Annotated in this window: 16 protein-coding genes and 1 pseudogene; 9 read left to right on the top strand and 8 right to left on the bottom strand. The window is 73.0% G+C overall.

Annotated elements, in window-relative coordinates; genetic code table 11:
- Positions 1-211 precede the first annotated feature (211 nt).
- Entirely contained in the window at positions 212-1249 is a 1038-nt protein-coding gene (locus tag ACIQE0_RS30585) for an XRE family transcriptional regulator (protein WP_402338504.1), read from the top strand.
- Here the strand turns inward: ACIQE0_RS30585 and ACIQE0_RS30580 are convergent.
- Entirely contained in the window at positions 1233-2021 is a 789-nt protein-coding gene (locus tag ACIQE0_RS30580; RefSeq protein WP_402338365.1) for an NUDIX domain-containing protein, read from the bottom strand. The genes ACIQE0_RS30585 and ACIQE0_RS30580 overlap by 17 nt on opposite strands.
- Before the next feature lie 261 nt (positions 2022-2282).
- Between ACIQE0_RS30580 and ACIQE0_RS30575 the strand changes: the two are divergent.
- Positions 2283-2366, top strand: a pseudogene (locus ACIQE0_RS30575) (glutamine synthetase); the annotation flags it as partial.
- 52 nt (positions 2367-2418) lie between these two features.
- Positions 2419-5442 (top strand): bifunctional [glutamine synthetase] adenylyltransferase/[glutamine synthetase]-adenylyl-L-tyrosine phosphorylase, encoded by a 3024-nt coding sequence (locus tag ACIQE0_RS30570; protein WP_366331927.1) that lies wholly within the window; start codon positions 2419-2421, stop codon positions 5440-5442.
- Positions 5443-5567: 125 nt separating this feature from the next.
- On the opposite strand, the gene ACIQE0_RS30565 is transcribed toward ACIQE0_RS30570, so the two are convergent.
- The 3 genes from ACIQE0_RS30565 to ACIQE0_RS30555 all read right to left on the bottom strand — a co-directional run bounded on the left by ACIQE0_RS30565 (position 5568) and on the right by ACIQE0_RS30555 (position 9295).
- Complete coding sequence (locus ACIQE0_RS30565) at positions 5568-6425, bottom strand: phosphatase PAP2 family protein (RefSeq protein ID WP_402338362.1); 858 nt, start codon at positions 6423-6425, stop codon at positions 5568-5570.
- A 130-nt stretch (positions 6426-6555) separates the two neighbouring features.
- The gene (locus tag ACIQE0_RS30560; protein WP_366331925.1) at positions 6556-7620 is read right to left on the bottom strand and encodes a LacI family DNA-binding transcriptional regulator; all 1065 of its coding nucleotides are present in this window, start codon (positions 7618-7620) and stop codon (positions 6556-6558) included.
- Between the two features lie 25 nt (positions 7621-7645).
- Positions 7646-9295 (bottom strand): glycoside hydrolase family 13 protein, encoded by a 1650-nt coding sequence (locus ACIQE0_RS30555; RefSeq protein WP_402338359.1) that lies wholly within the window; start codon positions 9293-9295, stop codon positions 7646-7648.
- A 224-nt stretch (positions 9296-9519) separates the two neighbouring features.
- On the opposite strand from ACIQE0_RS30555, the gene ACIQE0_RS30550 reads away from it, so the two are divergent.
- From ACIQE0_RS30550 to pulA, 6 genes are all read left to right on the top strand, one after another.
- Positions 9520-10794 carry an extracellular solute-binding protein gene (locus ACIQE0_RS30550; protein ID WP_366331923.1) on the top strand — a complete coding sequence of 425 codons (1275 nt, stop codon included), beginning with the start codon at positions 9520-9522 and terminating at the stop codon, positions 10792-10794.
- Positions 10791-11726: a carbohydrate ABC transporter permease gene (locus ACIQE0_RS30545; RefSeq protein WP_402338355.1), complete on the top strand. Its 936-nt coding sequence runs from the start codon at positions 10791-10793 to the stop codon at positions 11724-11726. The genes ACIQE0_RS30550 and ACIQE0_RS30545 overlap by 4 nt, the downstream gene beginning before the upstream one ends.
- 2 nt (positions 11727-11728) lie before the next feature.
- Entirely contained in the window at positions 11729-12577 is an 849-nt protein-coding gene (locus ACIQE0_RS30540) for a carbohydrate ABC transporter permease (RefSeq protein ID WP_366331922.1), read from the top strand.
- Position 12578: 1 nt separating this feature from the next.
- Entirely contained in the window at positions 12579-14402 is a 1824-nt protein-coding gene (locus tag ACIQE0_RS30535; RefSeq protein ID WP_402338351.1) for an alpha-amylase family glycosyl hydrolase, read from the top strand.
- The gene (locus tag ACIQE0_RS30530; RefSeq protein ID WP_402338348.1) at positions 14390-15436 is read left to right on the top strand and encodes a LacI family DNA-binding transcriptional regulator; all 1047 of its coding nucleotides are present in this window, start codon (positions 14390-14392) and stop codon (positions 15434-15436) included. The genes ACIQE0_RS30535 and ACIQE0_RS30530 overlap by 13 nt, the downstream gene beginning before the upstream one ends.
- A gap of 158 nt (positions 15437-15594) precedes the next feature.
- On the top strand, positions 15595-18264 hold the full coding sequence (gene pulA, locus ACIQE0_RS30525; RefSeq protein ID WP_402338345.1) for a pullulanase-type alpha-1,6-glucosidase: 2670 nt from the start codon (positions 15595-15597) through the stop codon (positions 18262-18264).
- 88 nt (positions 18265-18352) lie between these two features.
- Here the strand turns inward: pulA and ACIQE0_RS30520 are convergent, their stop codons facing one another.
- The 4 genes from ACIQE0_RS30520 to ACIQE0_RS30505 form a co-directional block, all read right to left on the bottom strand.
- Positions 18353-18865 carry a GNAT family N-acetyltransferase gene (locus ACIQE0_RS30520; RefSeq protein WP_366331918.1) on the bottom strand — a complete coding sequence of 171 codons (513 nt, stop codon included), beginning with the start codon at positions 18863-18865 and terminating at the stop codon, positions 18353-18355.
- Between the two features lie 120 nt (positions 18866-18985).
- Entirely contained in the window at positions 18986-19681 is a 696-nt protein-coding gene (locus ACIQE0_RS30515; RefSeq protein WP_402338342.1) for a TetR/AcrR family transcriptional regulator, read from the bottom strand.
- A 192-nt stretch (positions 19682-19873) separates the two neighbouring features.
- Positions 19874-21214 carry a PDR/VanB family oxidoreductase gene (locus ACIQE0_RS30510; RefSeq protein WP_402338339.1) on the bottom strand — a complete coding sequence of 447 codons (1341 nt, stop codon included), beginning with the start codon at positions 21212-21214 and terminating at the stop codon, positions 19874-19876.
- A 1-nt stretch (position 21215) separates the two neighbouring features.
- Positions 21216-22121, bottom strand: coding sequence for a metal-dependent hydrolase (locus ACIQE0_RS30505; protein WP_366331915.1), 906 nt, complete (start codon positions 22119-22121; stop codon positions 21216-21218).
- Positions 22122-22182 lie beyond the last annotated feature (61 nt).

Genomic DNA, 22182 nt, shown 5'->3' with positions numbered 1-22182 from the left:
TGGGTGCCGGTAGCCAACAGGGGTTAACCCCGTTGCCGTTAACCCCTGTTGACCTGCGGCGACGTGAGGCATCCTGAGGTGAACGGCAACCGTTGCTATGGCTAGGTGGTTACCTGTGAGCGCAGGGGGACTTCGGACCATCCGTACGGCGCGCGGATGGTCCCAGGAGCGACTGGTTCGCGAGATCGAGCATTTCGCTCGTCGGCACGTCATCGACGTTGCTTCTCGCGCGAGCTTGAAGGTCTACGTGTCCGAGTGGGAGAACGGCCGGCGCGCCATTTCGGACCGCTACGCGGCGATTCTTCGGCGACTTCTGGGCGTCACGGACGCGGAGTTGAGGGCTTCTCCTTCCGCGTCCGAACCAACGATGGCCGACGGGTACGACGAGCTTCTGGCCAGGATCGACTCAGCGCGAAGCGTCAGTGAGTCGATGGTGAAGGCGTTCAATGACCAGACCGAGGTGCTGCGCACGATGGACCGCGAGCGGGGCGCGTCGGCACTGGTCGACCAGATGACGGGGCACCTGGCCCGGCTTGAAGAGACGTTGACCTTCGCTGTGCTGCCCAGCGCCCGCCGTCCCGTCGCCCTCGCGCTTGTGGGCGCCTCGACGCTCGCGGCATGGCAGGCCATCGACGCCGGCGCGGTGGATCGAGCATGGCGACACTATGAACTCGCGAAACGGGCCGCCCGCGACGCGGAAGCGCCGATGCACCTCGCCCATGCCACAGCCGAGCAGGCGTACGTCCTCATGGAGGCTGGCCGGCCAGCCCTCGGCGTGGACCTCATCCGCGAGGCGCAGCGCACGCTCGGCGGGGAAGGGTCTCCACGCCTGCTGGCGTGGTTGCATGCGGCCGAGGCTGAACTGTGCGCCCACGCGGCAATGCCCGATGACGCTCGCCGGGCACTTGATGCCGCGGCCGCGGTGATCCCTCCCGGCCCGGAGGCTCGCGATCCGGGACTGGCGAGCATCTTCCTCAACGGCGGGCACCTCGCCCGTTGGCGCGGGCACGTCCTGGCGATACTGGGCGACGGCGGGGCCGTGAGCAGCCTGTACGACGCTTTGGAAGCGATGGATCCCACGTTCGTACGCGCTCAGGCCGGACTGCACATCGACCTTGCGCACGCCCATCTGGCGCGGGCTGAGTACGACGATGCGCACGCTCAGGTGCGACAGGCCCGACTGCTGGCGAACCGGACTGGATCGGTTCGCCAACGCCGCCGCCTCGACCTCCTCAGCTCGAAGCTGTAGAGCGCGCCTTCTCGCGGTTCGCCAGGATGTGGAGCAGGGCGACGAGGGTGCCGGACCCCAGCAGTTGCCCGCGGGCCATCAGCCCGGGGATGTCCGCCAGAGGTACCCACTCGATGTGGCCGGCCTCTTCCAAGTCCGTCGGGTCCCCGACGCGCCCGGCGCCATGCCCCACGTAGATCTCGTGGGGCGAGTCCACCATGCCCACCATGGGCTGGTAGGTGACTACGTGCTCTACGGACTTCGGGCGCCACCCGGTCTCTTCCTCGACCTCGCGGCGCGCCGTCTCGGCCGGATCTTCACCGGCGTCCACGATCCCGCCGGGCAGCTCCCAGCCCCACTGCTGAGGGACGAAGCGGTACCGCCAGAGCATGAGCACGCGGTCCTGGTCGTCCAGGACGGCAGTGACGGCGACGTGGTGGAGCCGCACTACGTGATGCTCGAAGCGCTCCACTCCGGGAGGCTCGACGTCCCAGAGCTGGAGCTTGACCCACTTGTTGTCGTAGATGTCGCGCTCGCCGTGGATCTGCCACGGCTCCAGCCCCTCAGGCGCCTTCACGCTCACGGCCCCCGGGACTCGGTACGAACTCCGGGCGTGTGCCTCCAGCGCGCCTTCGGCGACCAGCCGGGCCAACACCTGCCGGAGCGCGGTGCGGCCGATGCCGAGCTGTTCCACCAGGGTCCGCTCCGAGGGCAGCTTGTCGCCGGGCGCGTACTCGCCGGAGGCGAGCAGCGAGCGCAGCGTCTCGTAGACCTTGGCTGTCTTCGGTCCCATTCGGGGGGCGCCTCCGTCTCTCTGGTGGTGGATCCCAGCGTAGCGGGCGAGTGACATAGTGCCTCCGAGTGCATGCAAATCGCTGAACCGTTCATGATCGGGCTTGTGTGGGATGGGGGCCGGCGGAGACTTTCGGGCCGTCTCTGGGCCGTCCGAGGGCCCCCGAGGACGGCCAATGACACCCAACAACACCGGCTCCATCGCTGGTCAGGGTGAGCGCCGGTAGAGTCAGTCCACATGGAGAGCGCCGTGCATCAATCCCTGCGCAACAAGAAGCAGGAGTGGGAGGAGTACCGCTCCGAGGTCACCGCCTTCGAGCTGCGCAAGATGCTGCCGGTGCTGTGAAGCCCGGGCCCGCTCCCGTGTCCGAGCCGACCAGCCACCGAGAGGCCGCCCCATGGCACTACCCGCTCCGCAGGGACGGCGCAGCAGCACCTTCACCCGGCTGCTGAGGCACGGTTTCACCGACCCCTCCGCGGCCGACACGCTGCTCGGCGTCCCCGAACTCGCTCCCGTACGCGAGGACTCGGTGCTCCTCGAAGCCTTCGGCGGCACGCCCGACCCGGACCTGGCGCTGCGCGGCCTGGTCCGGCTGGTGGAGGCGCTGGACCCGGCGGAGCGGCAGGAGTTGCTGACCACGCTCGTGGCCGCCAAACCGCTGCGCGACCGGCTGCTGGGGGTGCTGGGCGCGTCCGAGGCGCTCGGCGACCACCTCGTCCGGCACCCCGGCGACTGGCGGTCGCTGGTCACCTACGAGTCGGTCGAACTGCACCCCGCCACCCCGTACTTCGAGCGGGCGCTGGCCGAGGGCGTCTGGGGCGAGCGGAGCGCGGACCGGCCGCGGGCGGACGCGCTGCGCGTCGCCTACCGCCGCTGCCTGCTGGGCATCGCGGCCCGCGACGTGTGCGGCACCATCGACGTCGCCGAGACCGCGGCGGAGCTCGCGGACCTGGCCACCGCCACCGTCCGCGCCGCGCTGGAGATCGCCTACGAGGAGCAGCCCGGCGACGCCGCGCAGTGCCGGCTGGCGGTCATCGGGATGGGCAAGTGCGGCGGCCGGGAGCTGAACTACGTCTCCGACGTGGACGTCGTCTACGTCGCCGAGCCGCGGGAGGGCGCCGAGGAGGCCAAGGCGCTCCAGGCCGCGACCCGGCTCGCCTCCCGGATGATGCGGCTGTGCTCGGACAGCACCGCCGAGGGCACCATCTGGCCGGTGGACGCCAACCTGCGCCCCGAGGGCCGCAACGGACCGCTGGTGCGCACCCTGACCAGCCACCTCGCGTACTACCAACGCTGGGCCAAGACCTGGGAGTTCCAGGCGCTGCTCAAGGCCCGCCCGATGGCCGGCGACCTGGCGCTGGGCCAGGAGTACGTCGATGCGCTGGCCCCGATGGTGTGGGACGTCGCCGAGCGGGAGAACTTCGTCGCCGACGTCCGCCAGATGCGCCGCCGGGTGGTGGCGAACATCCCCGCCGCCCAGGTCGACCGGGAGCTCAAGCTCGGCCCCGGGGGCTTGCGGGACGTCGAATTCGCCGTCCAGCTCCTCCAGTTGGTGCACGGCCGGATGGACGCCACGCTGCGCAGCGCCACCACCCTGGACGCCCTGGCGGCGCTCGCCGCCGGCGGCTACGTGGGCCGCCAGGACGCCGCCGCGCTGGACGCCGCCTACCGCTTCCTGCGCACCCTGGAGCACCGGATCCAGCTGTTCCGGCTGCGCCGCACCCATCTGATGCCCGAGGACGAGTCCGAACTGCGGCGCCTGGCACGGTCGTTGGGGCTGCGCACCGAACCGGTCGAATCGCTGCGCCGGGAGTGGAAGTGGCACGCCCGCGAGGTGCGCCGGCTGCACGAGAAGCTGTTCTACCGGCCGCTGCTGGACGCCGTCGCCCACCTGGAGGTCGGCGAGGCCCGGCTCTCCGCGAAGGCCGCCGGACACCGCCTGGAGGCCCTGGGCTACGCCGACCCGGTCGCCGCGCTGCGGCACCTGGAGGCGCTGGCGTCCGGGGTGAGCCGCAAGGCGGCGATCCAGCGGACGCTGCTGCCGGTGCTGCTCGGCTGGTTCGCCGACTCCGCCGACCCGGACGCCGGCCTGCTGGGCTTCCGCAAGGTCTCCGACGCGCTCGGCAAGACCCCCTGGTACCTGCGGCTGCTGCGCGACGAGGGCGCCGCGGCGGAGAACCTCGCCCGGGTGCTGTCGGCCGGCCGGTTCGCCCCCGACCTGCTGCTGCGCGCCCCCGAGGCGGTCGCCTTGCTCGGGGCCGCCGACGGGCTCCAGCCGCGCGGCCGGGCCGCCCTGGAGCAGGAGGTGCTGGCCGCGGTCGGCCGCGCGGACGGCGCCGAGGCGGCGGTGGCGGTGGCCCGCGGGGTGCGCCGCCGCGAGCTGTTCCGCACCGCCGCGGCCGACGTCATCGGCGCGTACGGCACCGAGTCCAGCCCCGCCGACACCGACCACGGCCACGCCGTCGACGCGGTCGGCTCGGCGGTCTCCGACGTCAACGCCGCCACCCTCGCCGGCGCGCTGCGCGCCGCGGTCCGCGCGCGGTGGGGCGACACCCTGCCCACCCGGTTCACGGTGATCGGCATGGGCCGCTTCGGCGGCCACGAGCTGAGCTACGGCTCGGACGCCGATGTGCTGTTCGTCCACGAGCCGCGGGAGGGCGCCGACGAGCAGGAGGCCGCCAAGGCCGCCCACGCGGTCGCCAACGAGATGCGCCGGCTGCTCCAACTCCCCTCCTCCGACCCGCCGTTGCCGATCGACGCGGACCTGCGCCCGGAGGGCCGGTCGGGCCCGCTGGTGCGCACCCTCGCCTCGTACGCGGCGTACTACCGGCGCTGGTCGCTGGTGTGGGAGGCGCAGGCGCTGCTGCGCGCCGAGCCGGTCGCCGGCGACATGGAGCTGGGGCAGCGGTTCGTCGAGCTGATCGACCCGCTGCGCTACCCGGCCGAGGGCCTGGGCGAGGACGCGGTCCGCGAGATCCGCCGGCTCAAGGCCCGGATGGAGTCCGAGCGGCTGCCGCGCGGCGCGGACCCCACCACGCACGCCAAGCTGGGCCGCGGCGGCCTGAGCGACGTGGAGTGGACGATCCAGCTGATGCAGATGCGGCACGGCTGGGAGCTGCCCGGGCTGCGCACCACCCGGACCCGGGACGCGCTGGCCGCCGCGCACGCCGCCGGACTGATCGACACCGAAGACGCCCGGACGCTGGATGAGGCGTGGGTGCTGGCGGCCCGGGTGCGCAACGCGGTGATGCTGGTGCGCGGCCGGGCCGGCGACACCTTCCCGGCGGACGCCCGGGAGCTGGCGGCCGTCGGCCGCTACCTCGGCTACGAGGAGGGGCACGTCGGGGAGATGCTCGACGACTACCGGCGGACCACCCGGCGGGCCCGCGCCGTGGTGGAGGAGCTGTTCTACGGGGGGTGACGGGGCCGGCGGCGCCCCGCCGGGCGCCGCGGTCGGCCCGCGGCGCCCGCGGGTGCGCCGGCCCGGTCACCGCCGCGGCCCGCGGGGCGCCGCCGCCCGGTGCGCGGGATCGCTCCCGCGCGGGGTCATGCCTTGAGGGGCGCCGGCTCCACCATGCCCACGTACCGCGCCATCCGGTGCGGCAGCCCCCCGTACCAGGCGCCGGCCAGCGCGTAGCCGAACGCCAGGCAGAGCACCCCGCCCAGCGCGTCCAGCCAGAAGTGGTTGGCGGTGGACACGATCACCGTCAGCGTCGTGGCCGGGTACAGCAGGCCCAGCGCCCTCGTCCACAGCGGTTTCGCCAGCAGCGCGATGGTCAGGCCGCACCACAGCGACCAGCCGATGTGCATCGACGGCATGGCGGCGTACTGGTTGGACATCGATGCGAGGTTCCCGGACGCCATCGAGCCCCAGGTGCCGTGCTCGATGACGGTGTCGACGAAGCCGCCGTCCGGCATCAGCCGGGGCGGCGCCAGTGGGTAGAAGTAGTAGCCGACCAGGGCGACGCCGGTGGTCGCGAAAAGCGCCAGCCGGGCCGCCGCGTACCGCCCGGGATGCCAGCGGTAGAGCCAGATCAGCACGCCGATCGTCACGATGAAGTGCAGCGTCGCGTAGTAGTAGTTCATCGAGACGATGAGCCAGGTCACCGAGTTCACGGCGTGGTTGACGGTGTGCTCCACGGCGATGCCCAGGGCGTGCTCGGCCCGCCAGATCCAGTCGGCGTTCCGCAGCGCCTGCGTCTTCTGCTCCGGGACCGCGTTGCGGATCATCGAGTAGGTCCAGTAGCTGACCGCGATCAGCAGGATCTCGAACCAGAGCCGGGGTGAGCGCGGTGATCTCAGCCGGGTCAGCCGACGCCCTTCGGCCGGACGGTCCGTCCGCTCCCCGCTCGGCTGCGGGATGGCTGGCAGGTCCTCCAGAGTCCTCAGATGCGCATCACCCATAGCCAGACAGTCTGCCAGAAACGGACGCACGGCAGATCACCCTCCGGTCGGGTGAGCGGCACCCCCGTCTCGCACTCCAGGAGGACGGGGTCCTCATCAAGGGCTACCTCGGGGGACGGGCCCCTGCGCCCTACCGGGCGGCCCGCAGCGGGCGGGGCACCTTCGCCGTCCCGGGCGCCGCCTTCGGCACCGACGCCGTCGAGCCCCGGACCACCAGCTCGGGGTGGAAGACGAACTCGCTGTGCGGCGCCGGGGTGCCGCCGATCTCCTCCAGCAGCGCCCGCACCGCCGCCTGCCCCATGGCCGGCACCGGCTGCCGGATCGTCGTCAGCGGCGGATCGGTGAACGCGATCAGCGGGGAGTCGTCGAAGCCGACGACGGACATCTCCCGCGGCACGTCCAGTCCGCGCTGCCGGGCCGCCCGGATCGCGCCCAGCGCCATCATGTCGCTGGCGCAGACGATCGCCGTCGCGCCCCGCTCGATCAGCGCGGCCGCCGCGGCCTGGCCGCCCTCCAGGGAGTAGAGGGAGTGCTGGATGAACGGCTCCGCCGCGGCCCGGTCCAGGCCCAGCTGCTCCTGGACGCAGGCCAGGAACCCCTCGATCTTCCGCTGGACCGGCACGAACCGCTTCGGTCCGAGCGCCAGCCCGATCCGCCGGTGCCCCAGCGCGGTGAGATGGGTCACCGCCAGTTCCACCGCGGCCCGGTCGTCGGGGGAGACGAACGGCGCCTGCACCTTCTCGGAGAAGCCGTTGATGAGGACGAACGGCACGCCCTGGCCGCGCAGCTGGTCGTAGCGCCCCATGTCGGCGTCGGTGTCGGCGTGCAGTCCGGAGACGAAGATGATGCCGGCCACCCCGCGGTCCACCAGCATCTCGGTCAGCTCGTCCTCGGTGGAGCCGCCCGGGGTCTGGGTGGCCAGCACCGGGGTGTAGCCCTGGCGGGTCAGCGCCTGCCCGATGACCTGGGCGAACGCCGGGAAGATCGGATTCTCCAACTCCGGGGTGATCAGCCCGACCAGGCCCGCGCTGCGCCGCCGCAGCCGCACCGGCCGCTCGTAACCCAGCACGTCGAGGGCGGCCAGCACCGACTGGCGGGTGGTGGCGGAGACGCCGGGCTTCCCGTTGAGAACCCGGCTGACGGTGGCCTCGCTGACACCCGCCTGTGCTGCGATGTCGGCTAGCCGGGCGGTCATGGAGATGGACTGTACCGGTCGCATGTCAGATTGCCCACCAGACGCAGCTGTCCCCCGGCAGCACCGCCGACGTGCCGCCGGCGGCCACCGGCGCGCTGGCGAGCAGCAGTTCCCCGGGCAGCGGGATCTCCACGTCCCCGGGGCGGGTGTTGACGGTGCACAGCATCCCGGGGCGGCGGACGGCCAACACCCCTTCGGGGGCGGGCTGCCAGGCCATCTCCCCGTCGCCCAGGCCCGGCAGCCGGCGGCGCAGCTCCAGCGCGCCGCGGTACAGCTCCAGCGTGGACGACGGGTCGCCGGTCTGCGCCGCCACACTCAGCCGGCCCCAGTCGGCGGGCTGCGGCAGCCAACTGCCGCCCGGGCCGAAGCCGTACGGCGGCAGCGCGCCGGACCAGGGGAGCGGCACCCGGCAGCCGTCCCGGAAGCCGTCCTGGCCGCCGTCGCCGGAACCGTCGGCGGCCGACGCCCCGTCGCCGCCCTGGCCGTTGCCGCGGAAGAACGCCGGGTCCTGGCGCACCTCGGCCGGCAGGTCGGTGACCTCCGGCAGCCCCAACTCCTCGCCCTGGTAGAGGTAGGCGGAGCCGGGCAGCGCCAGCATCAGCAGGGTGGCGGCCCGGGCCCGGGCGAGGCCGCCGAGGCGGGTGGTGTGCCGGACGACGTCGTGGTTGGACAGCACCCAGGTGGTGGGCGCGCCGACCGCGACGGTGGCGGCCAGTGAGGAGTCGATGACCCCGCGCAGCGCGTCGGCGTCCCACGGGGCGCTCAGGAACTGGAAGTTGAACGCCTGGTGGAGCTCGTCCGGGCGGACGTAGAGGGCCAGCCGCTCGGCGCTGGGCGCCCATGCCTCGGCGACCCCGATCACCTCCCTGCCGCCGGCCTCGCGGTGGCCGTCCAGCAGTCGGCGCCAGGTGCGGTGGATGGCGTGCACCCCGTCCTGGTCGAAGAACGGCAGGACCTGGGAGCCGATCAGCCGGGCCTGTGCGCCGTGGCCGATGTCGGGCAGGCCGGGCGCCTTGACCATGCCGTGCGCGACGTCGATCCGGAAGCCGTCCACGCCCAGGTCGAGCCAGAAGCGCAGGATGGCGGCGAACTCCTCGTGCACCTCGGGGCGTTCCCAGTCCAGGTCCGGCTGCTCGGGGGCGAAGAGGTGCAGGTACCAGTCGCCGCGGTCGGTGCGGGTCCAGGCCGGGCCGCCGAAGACCGACTCCCAGTCGTTGGGCGGGAGTTCGCCGCGGGTGCCCTTGCCGGGGCGGAAGACGTAGCGCTGCCGGGCCAGTTCGGGGTCGGTGAACCACGGGTGCCGGTCGGAGGTGTGGTTGGGGACGATGTCGACGATCACGCGCAGGCCCAGCGCGTGCGCGGTGCGGATCAGGTCGTCGGCGTCCGCCAGGGTGCCGAACAGCGGGTCGACGGCGCGGTAGTCGGCGACGTCGTAGCCGCCGTCGGCCTGCGGCGAGGCGTAGAACGGGGTGAGCCAGACGGCGTCCACGCCCAGGTCCTTGAGGTGGGGGAGCCGCTCGCGCACCCCGCGCAGATCGCCGATGCCGTCGCCGTCGCTGTCGGAGAAGGAGCGGACGTAGACCTGGTAGATGACGGCGTCGCGCCACCATCCGCGGCCTCGGTCCGGTCCGGCGGCCTGGGGGGCGGGGCTGGGGGAAGTGAGCTCCTGGGTCATCTGCCGTCCCTGTCAGGTCGTGGGGCGAAGGTGCTTCCAGGGAAGTCAACGCGTGGGCGGGCGGCGGGTGACGGTGCGCGAAGGCCCCGAAGGGGCCCGTTCCGGTCAGTGCGCCGCGGCCCCTTCCGGAATTCTTGCAGAAAACTCTCGCAACATCTTTCGGATTGCTTGCGGCGCTGTTACGTTCCTGAACCGCCAACCGAGGCTTTCCCAAAGGAGTTCACATGCGGCGTGGCATACGTGGCGCTCTGGCCACCGTGCTGGTAGCGGGCCTGGCGCTGGCGGCGACGGGATGCGGGGGCGGGGGTGACGGCGGCGGCTCGGCCGGCGGCGAGCTGTCCGGAACGGTCACCTTCTGGGACACCTCCAACGACGCCGAGAAGGCCACCTACCGGAAGCTCGCCGAGGGTTTCCAGAAGGAGCACCCCAAGGTCCACGTGGCCTATGTGAACGTCCCGTTCGGCGACGCCAACGCCAAGTTCAAGAACGCCGCGGGCGGCGGCGCGGGCGCCCCCGACGTGATCCGCACCGAGGTCGCCTGGGTCGCCGACTTCGCCAACCTCGGCTACCTCGCCCCGCTCGACGGCACCCCGGCCCTGGACAAGACCGGCGACTACCTCCCGCAGGCCGTCGGTTCGACCAAGTTCGACGGCAAGACCTACGCCGCGCCCCAGGTGATCGACACCCTCGGGCTCTTCTACAACAAGAAGCTGCTGGCGGACGCCGGCGTTCCGGTGCCCAAGACCGTCACCGAACTCGCCGCCGCCGCCCGGAAGATCAAGGAGAAGACCGGCGCCACCGCCCTCTACCTGCGCGGTGACGACCCCTACTGGTTCCTGCCCTACCTCTACGGCGAGGGCGGCGACATGGTCGACGCGGCCCACAAGAAGGTCACCATCGACAACGCCGCCGGGGTCCGCGCGTTCCGCACGATCAAGCAGTTGGTGGACTCCAAGGCCGCCGTCACCGACGCCACCGACGGCCAGGAGAACCAGCTCAAGGCCCTCAAGGACGGCACCGTCGCGATGGCGATCGACGGCCCCTGGGACATCGAAGGCGCCCGCGCCGGCAAGCAGTTCGCGGACAAGGGCAACCTCGGCGTCGCCCCCGTCCCCGGCGGCTCCGCCGCCCAGGGCTCCCCGCAGGGCGGCTGGAACCTCTCCGTCTACGCCGGCAGCAAGAACCTCCAGGCCTCCTACGCCTTCGTGAAGTACATGAGCTCCGCCAAGGTCCAGCAGGAGACCACCGACAAGCTCAGCCTGCTGCCCACCCGCAAGTCCGTCTACGACGTACCGGCGGTCAAGCACAACGAGATGGTCTCCTTCTTCAAGCCCGCCGTCGACGGCGCCGTCCAGCGCCCCTGGATCGCCGAGGGCAACGCGCTCTTCGAGCCGCTCAAGGTCCAGATGAACAAGGTGCTCACCGGCTCCGCCACGCCCGAGCAGGCCGCCAAGACGGTCGGGGACGCCTACCGGAAGCTGCTCAAGGACTACACGTGAGGCCCACCGCCCGGATCCGTCGGGCGCTCTCCACCCACTGGTACGCCTGGACGATGGCGGCCCCGGTCGTCCTCGTCATCGGCGTCATCATCGGGATACCCCTCGTCCGCGGCGTCTATCTCTCGCTGACCGACGCCGACGAGGCCAATGTCGAGCGCTCGATCGGCATGAACCACATCCCCGCCACCTACCACTTCACCGGTCTGGCCAACTACCGCGCGGTGCTCACCGACGGCGTCTTCTGGGACCGGCTGGGCTGGACCGTGGTGTGGACCGTCGCCTGCGTCGCGCTCACCTTCCTGACCGGCCTGGCGCTGGCCACCCTGCTCAACCGCACGCTGCGCGGCCGCACCTTCTACCGCCTGGCGCTGATCCTGCCCTGGGCCGTCCCCGCCTTCATCTCCGTCTTCACCTGGCGGATGCTCTACAACGAGAAGAACGGCATCCTCAACAAGCTGCTGGCCGGCGGCGGCATCGACGCCGTGCCCTGGCTCAACGACCCGACCTGGGCCAAGCTCTCGGTCATCGCGGTCAACGTCTGGCTGGGCGTGCCCTTCATGCTCGTCGCCCTGCTCGGCGGGCTCCAGTCCATCCCCGGTGAGCTCTACGAGGCCGCCGAGATGGACGGCGCCGGGCCCTGGCAGCGCTTCCGCCACATCACCGTGCCCGGTCTGCGCGCGGTCAGCAGCACGGTGATCCTGCTCTCCACCATCTGGACGTTCAACATGTTCCCGGTGATCTTCCTGCTCACCAGGGGCGGCCCCGGCGACGCCACCGAGATCCTGGTGACCTACGCCTACCGGCTCTCCTTCGTCGACAGCCCCCGCAACTTCTCCGCCTCCGCCACCTGGGGCGTGGTCATCCTCGCCCTCCTCGCCCTCGTCGCCGTCGGCTACCGCCGGGCGCTGCGCAAGCAGGGAGAGGTGTGGTGACCATGGCGCGCACCCGTCCCCGCTCCCGCTCCGAGCGGCACCCGCTGGCCTCCGTCGGACTGCACCTGGCCCTGGCGCTCGCCACCGTCATCGCGGTCTTCCCGCCGCTGTGGCTGCTGGTGACCTCCTTCAAGCCCAAGAACGACGCCTTCACCACCAGCCTCGTCACCCACTTCACCCTCGACAACTACACCCACGTCCTGACCGGTACCTCCTTCCTCACCTGGTTCGGCAACTCCGTGGTCGTGGTCGGACTGACCACCGTCATCGGGGTGTTCATCGCCGCCACCACCGGCTACGCCGTCAGCCGCTTCCGCTTCCCCGGGATGCGCCCGCTGATGTGGCTGCTGCTGATCACCCAGATGTTCCCGGTCGCCGTGCTGATCGTCCCGCTCTACAACCTGCTCGCCGGCCTCGGCCTGCTCAACCAGCCCGCCGGCCTCGTCCTCACCTACCTCACCATCGCGGTGCCGTTCTGCGCCTGGATGATGAAGGGCTTCTTCGACACCATCCCGGTGGAGATCGACGAGGCGGGACGGGTCGACGGCCTCAACCCGTTCGGCACCTTCTGGCGGCTGGTGCTCCCGCTCGCCCGCCCCGGCCTGGCCGTCACCGGCTTCTACACCTTCGTCACGGCCTGGGCCGAGGTCGCCTACGCCTCCGCCTTCATGACCGGCGAGGAGAACCTCACCCTCGCCGGCGGACTCCAGACCTTCGTCAACCAGTACACCAACGACTGGGGTTCGATGACCGCCGCCGCCGTGCTCATCGCCGTACCGGCCGCGCTCGTCTTCGCCTTCGCCCAGCGTCACCTCGTCGCCGGACTGACCGCCGGCACCACCAAGGGATGACATGACCCGACAGCACACCGCCACCCCCGACACCGCTCCCGCCGGGCACCCGGAGCCGGAGAACGTCCCCGCCGCCAGGGCCGCTTCGGCCGGCGGGGCGCCGTCGGCCGCGCCCACCGCCGCGCCCGCCCCGGCCGAGGCGGCCACCGCGTGGTGGCGCGACGCGGTGATCTACCAGATCTACCCGCGCAGCTTCGCCGACGGCAACGGCGACGGCATGGGCGACCTGCCGGGCATCCGCGGCCGGCTGGCCCACCTGCGCGACCTGGGCGTGGACGCCGTCTGGCTGAGCCCCTTCTACGCCTCCCCGCAGGCCGACGCCGGCTACGACGTGGCCGACTACCGCGCCGTCGACCCCCTCTTCGGCACCCTGGCGGACGCCGAGGCGGTCCTCCACGAGGCCCATCGCCTCGGTCTTCGCGTCATCACCGACCTCGTCCCCAACCACTGCTCCGACCAGCACGTGTGGTTCCGGCGCGCGCTCGCCGAGGGCCCCGGATCGGTCCACCGCGCACGCTTCCACTTCCGCCCGGGCCGCGGCCCAGGCGGCGAACTCCCGCCCAACGACTGGGAGTCCGTCTTCGGCGGTCCCGCCTGGACCCGGCTGCCCGACGGGGAGTGGTACCTCCACCTCTTCGCCCCCGAACAGCCGGACTTCGACTGGGACCACCCGGCCGTCCAGGACGAGTTCCGCTCCATCCTGCGCTTCTGGCTCGACCTGGGCGTGGACGGCTTCCGCGTCGACGTCGCCCACGGCATGGTCAAGGCCCCCGGTCTGCCCGACATCGGCCGCGGCGCACAGGCCCGCATGATCGGCTCACAGGTCCTCCCCTTCTTCGACCAGGACGGCGTGCACGCCATCTACCGCTCCTGGCGCACGATCCTCGACGAGTACCCCGGGGAGCGGATCGGCGTCGCCGAAGCCTGGGCCCCCTCCGTCGAGCGGCTCGCCCGCTACGTCCGCCCCGACGAACTCCACCAGGGCTTCAACTTCCACTATCTGAACACCGCTTGGGACGCCGGCGACCTCCGCGCCAGCATCGACACCTCCCTCACCGCCCTGGGCGCCGTGGACGCACCGGCCACCTGGGTCCTGTCCAACCACGACGTCGTACGCCACCGCACCCGCCTCGGCGGCGGCCTCGACCGCGCCCGCGCCGCCACCCTGCTGATGCTGGCACTGCCCGGCTCGGCCTACCTCTACCAGGGCGAGGAACTCGGCCTCCCCGAGGTCACCGACCTCCCCGACGAGGTCCGCCAGGACCCGTCCTTCTTCCGCGCCAGCGGCCAGGACGGCCTGCGCGACGGCTGCCGCGTACCGCTTCCCTGGAGCGGCACCCGCCCCCCGTACGGCTTCGGCGGCGGCGAGACCTGGCTGCCCCAGCCCGAGGACTGGGCTGCGCTCACCGTCGAGGCCCAGACCGGCGACCCGGCCTCCACCCTGGAGCTGTACCGCAGCGCACTGGCCGTGCGCCGCACCCATCCCGGCCTCGGCGCGGGGGAGGCGGTCGAGTGGCTGGACGCCCCGGACGGGGTGCTGGCCTTCCGCCGCCCCGGCGGGCTGATCTGCACGGTGAACACCACGGCGGAGGCCGTCCGGCTGACCCTGCCGCCCGCCCGCCGACTCCTCTCCTCCCGGGCGCCGTTCGCCCCGACCGCGGCCACTGCGGCCGCCGAGCCGTCCCCCGACGCATCCCCCGTCTCCTCCCTCTCGTCCGCCCGTCAACCGTCCAACGCCCGGCAGGACAACGGAATTCCCGGAAATCCCGAAGATTTCGAACTTCGTGAAATCCCGGCCGACACCACGATCTGGTGGGAGGAGTGACCCGGCCGAACCCCCGATCCGCCCCGCGCCTGTCCGACATCGCCGCCCAGGCGCGGGTCAGCGAGGCGACCGCCAGCCGTGTCCTCAACGGCCGGGCGGGCGTGGCGGCGGGCACCCGTCAGCGGGTGCTCGCCGCGCTCGACGTCCTCGGCTACGAACGCCCGGTCAGGCTGCGGCGGCGGAGCGCCGGACTGGTCGGCCTGGTCATCCCGGAGCTGACCAACCCGATCTTCCCGGCCTTCGCCCAGATCATCGAGCAGTCCCTGGCCGGCCACGGCTACACACCGGTCCTGTGCACCCAGATGCCCGGCGGGGCCACCGAGGACGAACTCGTCGAGCAGTTGGAGGAGCGCGGGGTCACCGGCATCGTCTTCCTGTCCGGTCTGCACGCCGACACCGCCGCCGACCCCTCCCGCTACACCCGGCTCACCTCCCGGGGCGTGCCCTACGTCCTGATCAACGGCTACAACGAGCGGGTCGACGCGCCCTGCGTCTCGCCCGACGACCGCGCCGCGGCCCGGATGGCCGTGCGCCACCTCGCCGAACTGGGCCACCGGCGCATCGGGTTGGCGGTCGGACCGGCCCGCTATGTGCCCTCCCGCCGCAAGGCGGAGGGCTTCGCGGCGGCCCTGGAGGAGGCGTTCGGCCTGACGAGGGGGCAGGCCGAACGGCGCGTCCGGCACACCCTGTTCAGCGTCGAGGGCGGCCAGGCCGCGGCCGCCGCCCTGCTGGACGACGGCTGCACCGGCATCGTCTGCGGCAGCGATCTGATGGCGCTGGGCGCGGTGCGCGCGGCCCGGCAGCGGGGCATCGACGTCCCCGGCGGTCTCTCCGTCGTCGGCTTCGACGACTCCCCGCTGATCGCCTTCACCGCCCCGCCGCTGACCACGGTGCGGCAGCCGGTGCAGGCGATGGCGACCGCCGCGGTGGGCGCGCTGGTCGAGGAGATCCAGGGAAACCCCGTCCAGCGCACCGAGTTCGTCTTCCAGCCGGAGCTGGTGGTGCGCGGCTCCACCGGCCCGGCGCCGAACTGATTCCCCGTCACGCGGCCGGTCCGGCCGGCCGGGCGCGTAGGGACCACCGCGAGTGGGCCTCCGGCCGGCCGGACCGGCTCGCCAGGGAACGTCACACCGTTGCAATCTCTTGCGAAAGGTCTTGCAGCAACCGTCCATCGCGGCTAGAACCAGGGGCCATGCCCTCCACCGCGCACCGCGCCCGCCGCCGGATCGCCGCCCTCCTCGCGCTGTTCGCCGGCGCCGCCGTACTGGCCCTGCCGCCGCAGTCCCGCGCCCAGGCGGCCCCCTCCGGCGACCCGGCCAAGGCCGAGGCCCAGTGGATCGACCGCACCACCGTGGTCTGGAAGGGCGCCCAACAGGGCGCCGCCCAACTGGAGTTCGGTGAGGACGCGCAGCACACCGGCCGCCTCCGGCTCACCCCCACCACCCTCACCCCCGCCGAACGGGCCGCCTACCCGCACCTGACCGGCTATCCGGCCTTCGCCGTCGACCCCCGCGACCGCGCCCTGGCCCCCACCGCCCTCCGGGAGCGCCTGGTCGCCACCCAGCGCACCCCCGACGGCTACCGCACCACCGGGGTGCAGATCCCCGGCGTCCTCGACGACCTCTACGGCGCCCGCGCCCGACACGCCGCCCTGGGGCCGGTGTTCCACGACGGCCGCCCCACCCTCTCCGTCTGGGCCCCCACCGCGGCCACCGTCGCCCTCGAACTGGCCGGCCGCCGCGTCCCGATGCGCCGCGACGACACCACCGGGGTGTGGAGCGTCCGGGGCGACCGGGACTGGACCGGGAAGCCGTACCGCTACCTGGTGACGGTCTGGACGCCGAGCACCGCCCGGACCGTCACCAACGCGGTCACCGATCCGTACTCCACCGCCCTGACCACCGACTCCGCCCGCAGCCTCGTCGTCGACCTGGCCGCCCCCGGGCTCGCCCCCAAGGGCTGGGCGACGCTGCGCAAACCGGCGCCGGTACCGCTGCGCCGGGCCCGCATCCAGGAGCTGCACCTCCGCGACTTCTCGATCGCGGACCGCACCTCGCACCACCCCGGCCGGTACCTCGCCTTCACCGACACCGCCTCCGCCGGCATGCGGCACCTGAGGGCGCTCGCCGCGGCCGGCACCTCCCACGTCCACCTGCTGCCGGCCTTCGACTTCTCCTCCGTCCCCGAACGCCGCGCCGACCAGCGGCGCCCGGACTGCGACCTGCCCGCCCTGCCGCCGGACTCCACGCGCCAGCAGGAGTGCGTGACCAAGACCGCCGACCGGGACGCCTACAACTGGGGCTACGACCCGCTGCACTACACCGTCCCGGAGGGCTCCTACGCCTCCGACCCCTCGGGAACCGCCCGGACCGTCGAGTTCCGCCGCATGGTGCAGGGCCTCAACGGCATCGGCCTGCGCACCGTCATGGACGTCGTCTACAACCACACCGCCGCCAGCGGCCCGAACGACCCGCACTCCGTCCTCGACCGCATCGTCCCCGGCTACTACCAGCGTCTGCTGGACGACGGCAGCGTCGCCACCTCCACCTGCTGCTCGAACACCGCACCCGAGCACACCATGATGGGCAAGCTCGTCGTCGACTCCGTGGTCACCTGGGCCAAGCAGTACAAGGTCGACGGCTTCCGCTTCGACCTCATGGGCCACCACCCCAAGGCCGGCATCCTCGCCGTCCGCAAGGCCCTGGACGCCCTCACCCCGGCCCGGGACGGCGTCGACGGCAAGTCCGTGATCCTCTACGGCGAGGGCTGGAACTTCGGCGAGATCGCCGACGACGCCCGCTTCGTCCAGGCCACCCAGCGCAACATGGCCGGCACCGGCATCGCCACCTTCAGCGACCGGGCCCGCGACGCGGTCCGCGGCGGCAGCCCCTTCGACGCCGACCCCCGCGTCCAGGGCTTCGCCTCCGGCCTCTTCGTCGACCCCAACTCCTCGGCCGCCAACGGCGATGCGGCCGCCCAGCGGGACCGCCTCCTCCACTACCAGGACCTCATCAAGCTCGGCCTCACCGGCAACCTCGCCGACTACACCTTCACCGACACCACCGGGCACCGGGTCAAGGGCTCCCAGGTCGACTACAACGGCGCTCCCGCCGGCTACGCCGCCGCCCCGGGCGACGCCCTGGCCTACGTCGACGCCCACGACAACGAAACCCTCTACGACGCCCTCGCCTACAAGCTGCCGCCGCGCACCTCCGCCGCCGACCGCGCCCGGATGCAGGTCCTCGCCCTGGCCACCGCCGCCCTCTCCCAGGGCCCGGCGCTCTCCCAGGCGGGCTCCGACCTCCTGCGCTCCAAGTCCCTCGACCGCAACTCCTTCAACAGCGGCGACTGGTTCAACGCCCTGCACTGGACCTGCGCGGACGGCCCCCGAGGCGGCACCGCCGACAACGGCTTCGGCCACGGCCTGCCCCCGGCCGCCGACAACAAGGACAAGTGGCCCTACGCCAAGCCCCTGTTGGCCGACCCGGCGCTCCGCCCGGACTGCGCCACCGTCACCGCGACCTCGGCCGCCTACCGCGACCTGCTGCGCATCCACGCCACCGAACCGGCCTTCGGCCTGGCCACCACCGCCGCCGTCCAGTCCGCCCTGTCCTTCCCCCTCTCCGGCCCGCAGGAGACCCCCGGCGTGATCACCATGCGCCTGGCGAACCTCGTCGTCGTCTTCAACGCGACCCCGCAACGCCAGTCCCAGACCGTCCCGGCCCTCGCCGGCCGGCCCTACGCCCTGCACCCCCTCCAGGCCCACGGCGCCGACCGCACCACCGCGACCGCCGCCTACGACGCCGCCTCGGGCACCTTCACCGTCCCGGCCCGCACCGTCGCGGTCTACCGCCAGGGCTGAGGCGGCTGAGGCGGCTGAGGCGGCGGTGGCGGCGGTGGCGGCCGGGGCGGCGGGCCACCCGCCCCGGCCGCCCCACCCGCGACCCCCGTCACCCCACCCGCTTCTCCAACAACGTCACCGCATACCGGCTCCCCCCGTTCCCCTCCTTCGACGGCTGTGCGCCCACGACCGCATAGCCCGCCCCCTCGTAGTACGTCCGCAGCCGCGGATTGTTCGCCAGGCAGTCCAGGCGCGACCAGGCCCGTCCCGATTCCGCGATCCGCGCCTCGGCCCGGGCCAGCATCGTCCGCCCGGTCCCGGCCGGTGCGCACGAGCGGTCCACCATCAGCCGGTGCACATACCCCGCCACCGGCGGCTGCGGGCCCCACGCCGGCTCGTCCCGCCACCACAGTTCGAAGCCGCCGACGACCCGCCCGGCGGCCTCCGCCAGCCAGACCTCCCCCTCCGCGATCCACCGCCGGAAGTGCTCCTCGTCCTTGTCGCCCGGCTTCCACTGGTCGATGCCGTGCTCCGCCATCCACCGGGCCGCCGCGTCATAGAGGCCGACCAGTACGGCCGGGTCGTCCCCCGCCTCGGCGAGCCGGTAAGTGATCTCGTCCATGCCCGGATCCTGGCACGGCCGATCTCCCCTCCCGGAGGCCGACCTCGGACCGGCGCCGGACCGGCACCGGACCGGCTTCTGCCGGGCGGCGTACGGGCGTTGCCCCGGCCCCGCTCGGCGTCAGGCCGCCTGCGGCAGCTGCAGCAGCCGGCCCACCAGGTCCGCGAACATCCCGTCCGCGGGCTCGTCCGCCAGCATCCGGCGCACCACCTGCGCCATCCGCGCGTCGTACGCGGCGCTGACCGCCGCCAGCGCGGCGAAGTCGTGCACCAGCTGGCGCTCCAGCTCGGCGCGCGGTAGGCGCCGCCCGTCCAGCCACAGCAGCGCGGTGGTCTCGGCGAGCGAGATCCAGGAGCGGATCACCAACTCCAGCCGCGGAGAAGGGTCCTGGACGTCGAGGTGGGCGAGGATCTCCGTGTAGGCGGCCTGCCGGACCCCGTCGACCATCGCGCCGGCGCGGGTCGAGCCGATCGCCGGACCGCCGCGCATCAGGGCCGAGAAGCCGGGCCCGTGCTCGTCCGCGAAGTCGAAGAAGCGCTCCATGACGCGCAACAGCCGGGCGCCGAGCGGGCCTTCGCGCGGCTCGGTGAAGCGGGCGGTCAGCTCGTCGGCGGCGCGCCGCAGCGCGGCCTCGTAGAGCTGCTGCTTGCCGGGGAAGTAGTGGTAGACCAGCGGGCGCGATATGCCGGCCGCCTCGGCGATCTCGTCGATCGAGACGTCCTCGGGGGAGCGGTGGCTGAAGAGGCCGAGCGCGACGGCGATCAACTGCTCCCGTCGCTCCTCGACCCCCATCCTGCGGCGTGCCCCGGTCGTCATACGCCCACCCTAACGACCGGCCCCGCGGCACCACCACCGCGGAACGGCGCCTGTGGACGACGGGACCGCCGACCGACCTGACCTGCGAACGACGGGGCTGGCGAAGGACGGGAGTGGCGGAGGACGGGAGCGGCGGAGGCACGGGACCGGTGGGCCGCGGTCCGTCCCGCCGCCCACCGGTCCCGCTCGCGCCTACAGGTCGAGCACCAGCCCCGTCCCCGGCCTCGCCCGGGACACGCAGATCAGCGCCGAGTCCTCGCGTTCCGCATCGGTCAGGAGCTCGTCGCGGTGGTCCACCTCACCGGCCAGGACCCGCTGTTGGCAGGTGCCGCAGAACCCCTGCTCGCAGGAGTACGCCAGGTCGGGCAGGGCCTGTTCGCGGATCGCGCGGAGCGCGCTGGTGCCGGCCGGGACCGTCACCGTGCGGCCGGTCCGGCGCAGCTCCACCTCGAACGGCACCTCGTCACCCGGTACGGCCCCCGTGCCCGAAGCGGCCCCGCTGCCCGCCGCCGGCGCGAACCGCTCCGTGTGCAGGGTCAGGCCCTCCGGCCCGTCGGGCAGCAGCTCGGCCACGGCGTTCATCAGGGGCTCGGGGCCGCAGCAGTACACAGCGGCGTGCGGCGGCGCGTCGGCGAGCGCCGCGGCCAGATCGGGCCGCCCGTCCTCGTCCTCCGCCACCACGGTCAACCGCCCGCCACCCGCAACAGCGCGGCTCTCGGGGGCGGTTGCCGCCGCGCCACCGCCCCCGAAAGCGTCCGCGCCGCCGCCCCCGGCCAGCTTCTCGGCCTCCTCCAGGAACGGCATCGACGCCCGCGACCGCCCCGCGTACAGCAGCCGCCAGGGCACCCCCTCCGCCTCGGCCTGCCGCACCATCGGGAGGATCGGGGTGATGCCGATGCCGCCCGCGATGAAGAGATAGGCGTGGTGGTCCTCCAACCGGAAGCGGTTCCGGGGACCGCGCACCTCGACCGTCATGCCCGTACGGAGCGCCTCGTGCACCTCCCGGGAGCCGCCCCGGCCGTCCTCGATCAGCCGGACCGCGATGGTGTACGCCCCGCCGTCCGCCCGTACGGCGTCGGCCGGTTCGCCGCACAGCGAGTACTGCCGCACGGTCCCCGAGGGCAGGACGAGATCGAGGTGCGCGCCCGGTTCCCAGTCGGGCAGCCGCTCGCCCTCCAGGCGGAGGGCCACCACGCCCTCGGCAGCCACCGTCCGTTCGGTCACCCGCAGCCGCAGCGGCGCCGCGCGCTCCGCCCGGTCCGTCGCCCGGACCGCGTCGCGGCCCTGCCCGGAGATCGGTTGCTCCAGCGCGGGCAGCGGCCACAGCGGCGACCGCCGGATCCGCCGGCGCAGGGCCCGCCGGACCAGCAGGGCGGTCCCGGCGATCACCAGCACGGTGCCCAGGCGCGAACGGCCGCCCCCGGGCAGGGCGTTGAGCGGCGCCGCGGCCCTACGGGGCGACGGCAGCGGAAGGCGCTCACGGGAGGCGCCGCCGCGGCCGGCGGACAGGGAAGGACGGGCAGGCGCGGACATCTCAGGCTCCTCCGGGGGCGGCGGCGGTCGCGGCCGGCGAACGGTCGAGGTAGGCAAGGGCCTGCTCGGTGTTCCCGTGCTGCGACGGGTGGTAGGTGCGGCTCAAGTACTGGGGGATGGAGCGGGCGACCGCCCCGGTGGTCGGCAGGACGCCCTGCCGGCCACCCCGTACGAACTCCTTCACGCCGGCCTTCCCGTCGAGCAGCGTGGGGTCGTTCTCCATGAAGAACCGGGTGCCGCGCTGCCACAGGAACACCAGCGCGGTGAAGGCCGACGCCCAGGTGCGCACCCGTCGCCGGTAGCCGCCGTCCAGGTGCATGAACAGGTCGAACGCCACCGAGCGGTGCTCGACCTCCTCGGCGCCGTGCCAGCGCAGCAGGTCGAGCATGGTCGGATCGGCCCCCTTGGCGTCCAGGGCCGCGGCGTTGAGCACCCAGTCGCCCAGGAAGGCGGTGTAGTGCTCGATGGCGGCGATCAGCGCCACCCGCTCCATGAGCCACCACGTGCGGGCCCGCCCCGGGGGCAGCGTCCGGTCGCCGAGCAGCTTCTCGAAGAACCAGTCGACCTGCGCGGTGTACGGGGTCGGGTCCAGGCCCCGCTCCTTCAGGTGCGGCAGGACGTCGTCGTGCGCCTGCGCGTGCATGGCCTCCTGGCCGATGAACCCGATGACGTCGGCGCGCAGTTCGGGATCGCGGACGTAGGGCAGCACCTGCTTGTAGACGTGCACGAACCAGCGCTCGCCGGCCGGCAGCAGCAGGTGCAGGACGTTGATGGTGTGGGTGCTGGCCGGATCGCCGGGTATCCAGTGCAGAGGGGTGTTCGCCCAGTCGAAGGCCACGTTCCGGGCCTTCAGCGGTGTGTGCTCGGACGCGACCGGCTGGGGCCGCAGCGAGGCCGTATTAGACATGGCGTCAACGTACTTGAGAGTAAGGAATGCCGATACCCCTTGGGCGACGAAAAGGTGGCCT

The sequence above is a fragment of the Streptomyces sp. NPDC093097 genome (assembly GCF_044754325.1).
GTDB lineage: Bacteria > Actinomycetota > Actinomycetes > Streptomycetales > Streptomycetaceae > Streptomyces.
Note: the sequence above shows the minus strand (reverse complement) of the source record. Positions and strands in the feature narration are given on the sequence as shown.

What these genes read in the sequence shown, in the direction of transcription:
- ACIQE0_RS30580 (WP_402338365.1), bottom strand. Translation starts at nt 2,021, where the DNA reads ATGGGACCGAAGACAGCCAAGGTCTACGAGACGCTGCGCTCGCTGCTC.
- ACIQE0_RS30570 (WP_366331927.1), top strand. Translation starts at nt 2,419, where the DNA reads ATGGCACTACCCGCTCCGCAGGGACGGCGCAGCAGCACCTTCACCCGG.
- ACIQE0_RS30565 (WP_402338362.1), bottom strand. Translation starts at nt 6,425, where the DNA reads ATGGGTGATGCGCATCTGAGGACTCTGGAGGACCTGCCAGCCATCCCG.
- ACIQE0_RS30560 (WP_366331925.1), bottom strand. Translation starts at nt 7,620, where the DNA reads ATGACCGCCCGGCTAGCCGACATCGCAGCACAGGCGGGTGTCAGCGAG.
- ACIQE0_RS30555 (WP_402338359.1), bottom strand. Translation starts at nt 9,295, where the DNA reads ATGACCCAGGAGCTCACTTCCCCCAGCCCCGCCCCCCAGGCCGCCGGA.
- ACIQE0_RS30550 (WP_366331923.1), top strand. Translation starts at nt 9,520, where the DNA reads ATGCGGCGTGGCATACGTGGCGCTCTGGCCACCGTGCTGGTAGCGGGC.
- ACIQE0_RS30540 (WP_366331922.1), top strand. Translation starts at nt 11,729, where the DNA reads ATGGCGCGCACCCGTCCCCGCTCCCGCTCCGAGCGGCACCCGCTGGCC.
- ACIQE0_RS30535 (WP_402338351.1), top strand. Translation starts at nt 12,579, where the DNA reads ATGACCCGACAGCACACCGCCACCCCCGACACCGCTCCCGCCGGGCAC.
- pulA (WP_402338345.1), top strand. Translation starts at nt 15,595, where the DNA reads ATGCCCTCCACCGCGCACCGCGCCCGCCGCCGGATCGCCGCCCTCCTC.
- ACIQE0_RS30520 (WP_366331918.1), bottom strand. Translation starts at nt 18,865, where the DNA reads ATGGACGAGATCACTTACCGGCTCGCCGAGGCGGGGGACGACCCGGCC.
- ACIQE0_RS30515 (WP_402338342.1), bottom strand. Translation starts at nt 19,681, where the DNA reads ATGACGACCGGGGCACGCCGCAGGATGGGGGTCGAGGAGCGACGGGAG.
- ACIQE0_RS30510 (WP_402338339.1), bottom strand. Translation starts at nt 21,214, where the DNA reads ATGTCCGCGCCTGCCCGTCCTTCCCTGTCCGCCGGCCGCGGCGGCGCC.
- ACIQE0_RS30505 (WP_366331915.1), bottom strand. Translation starts at nt 22,121, where the DNA reads ATGTCTAATACGGCCTCGCTGCGGCCCCAGCCGGTCGCGTCCGAGCAC.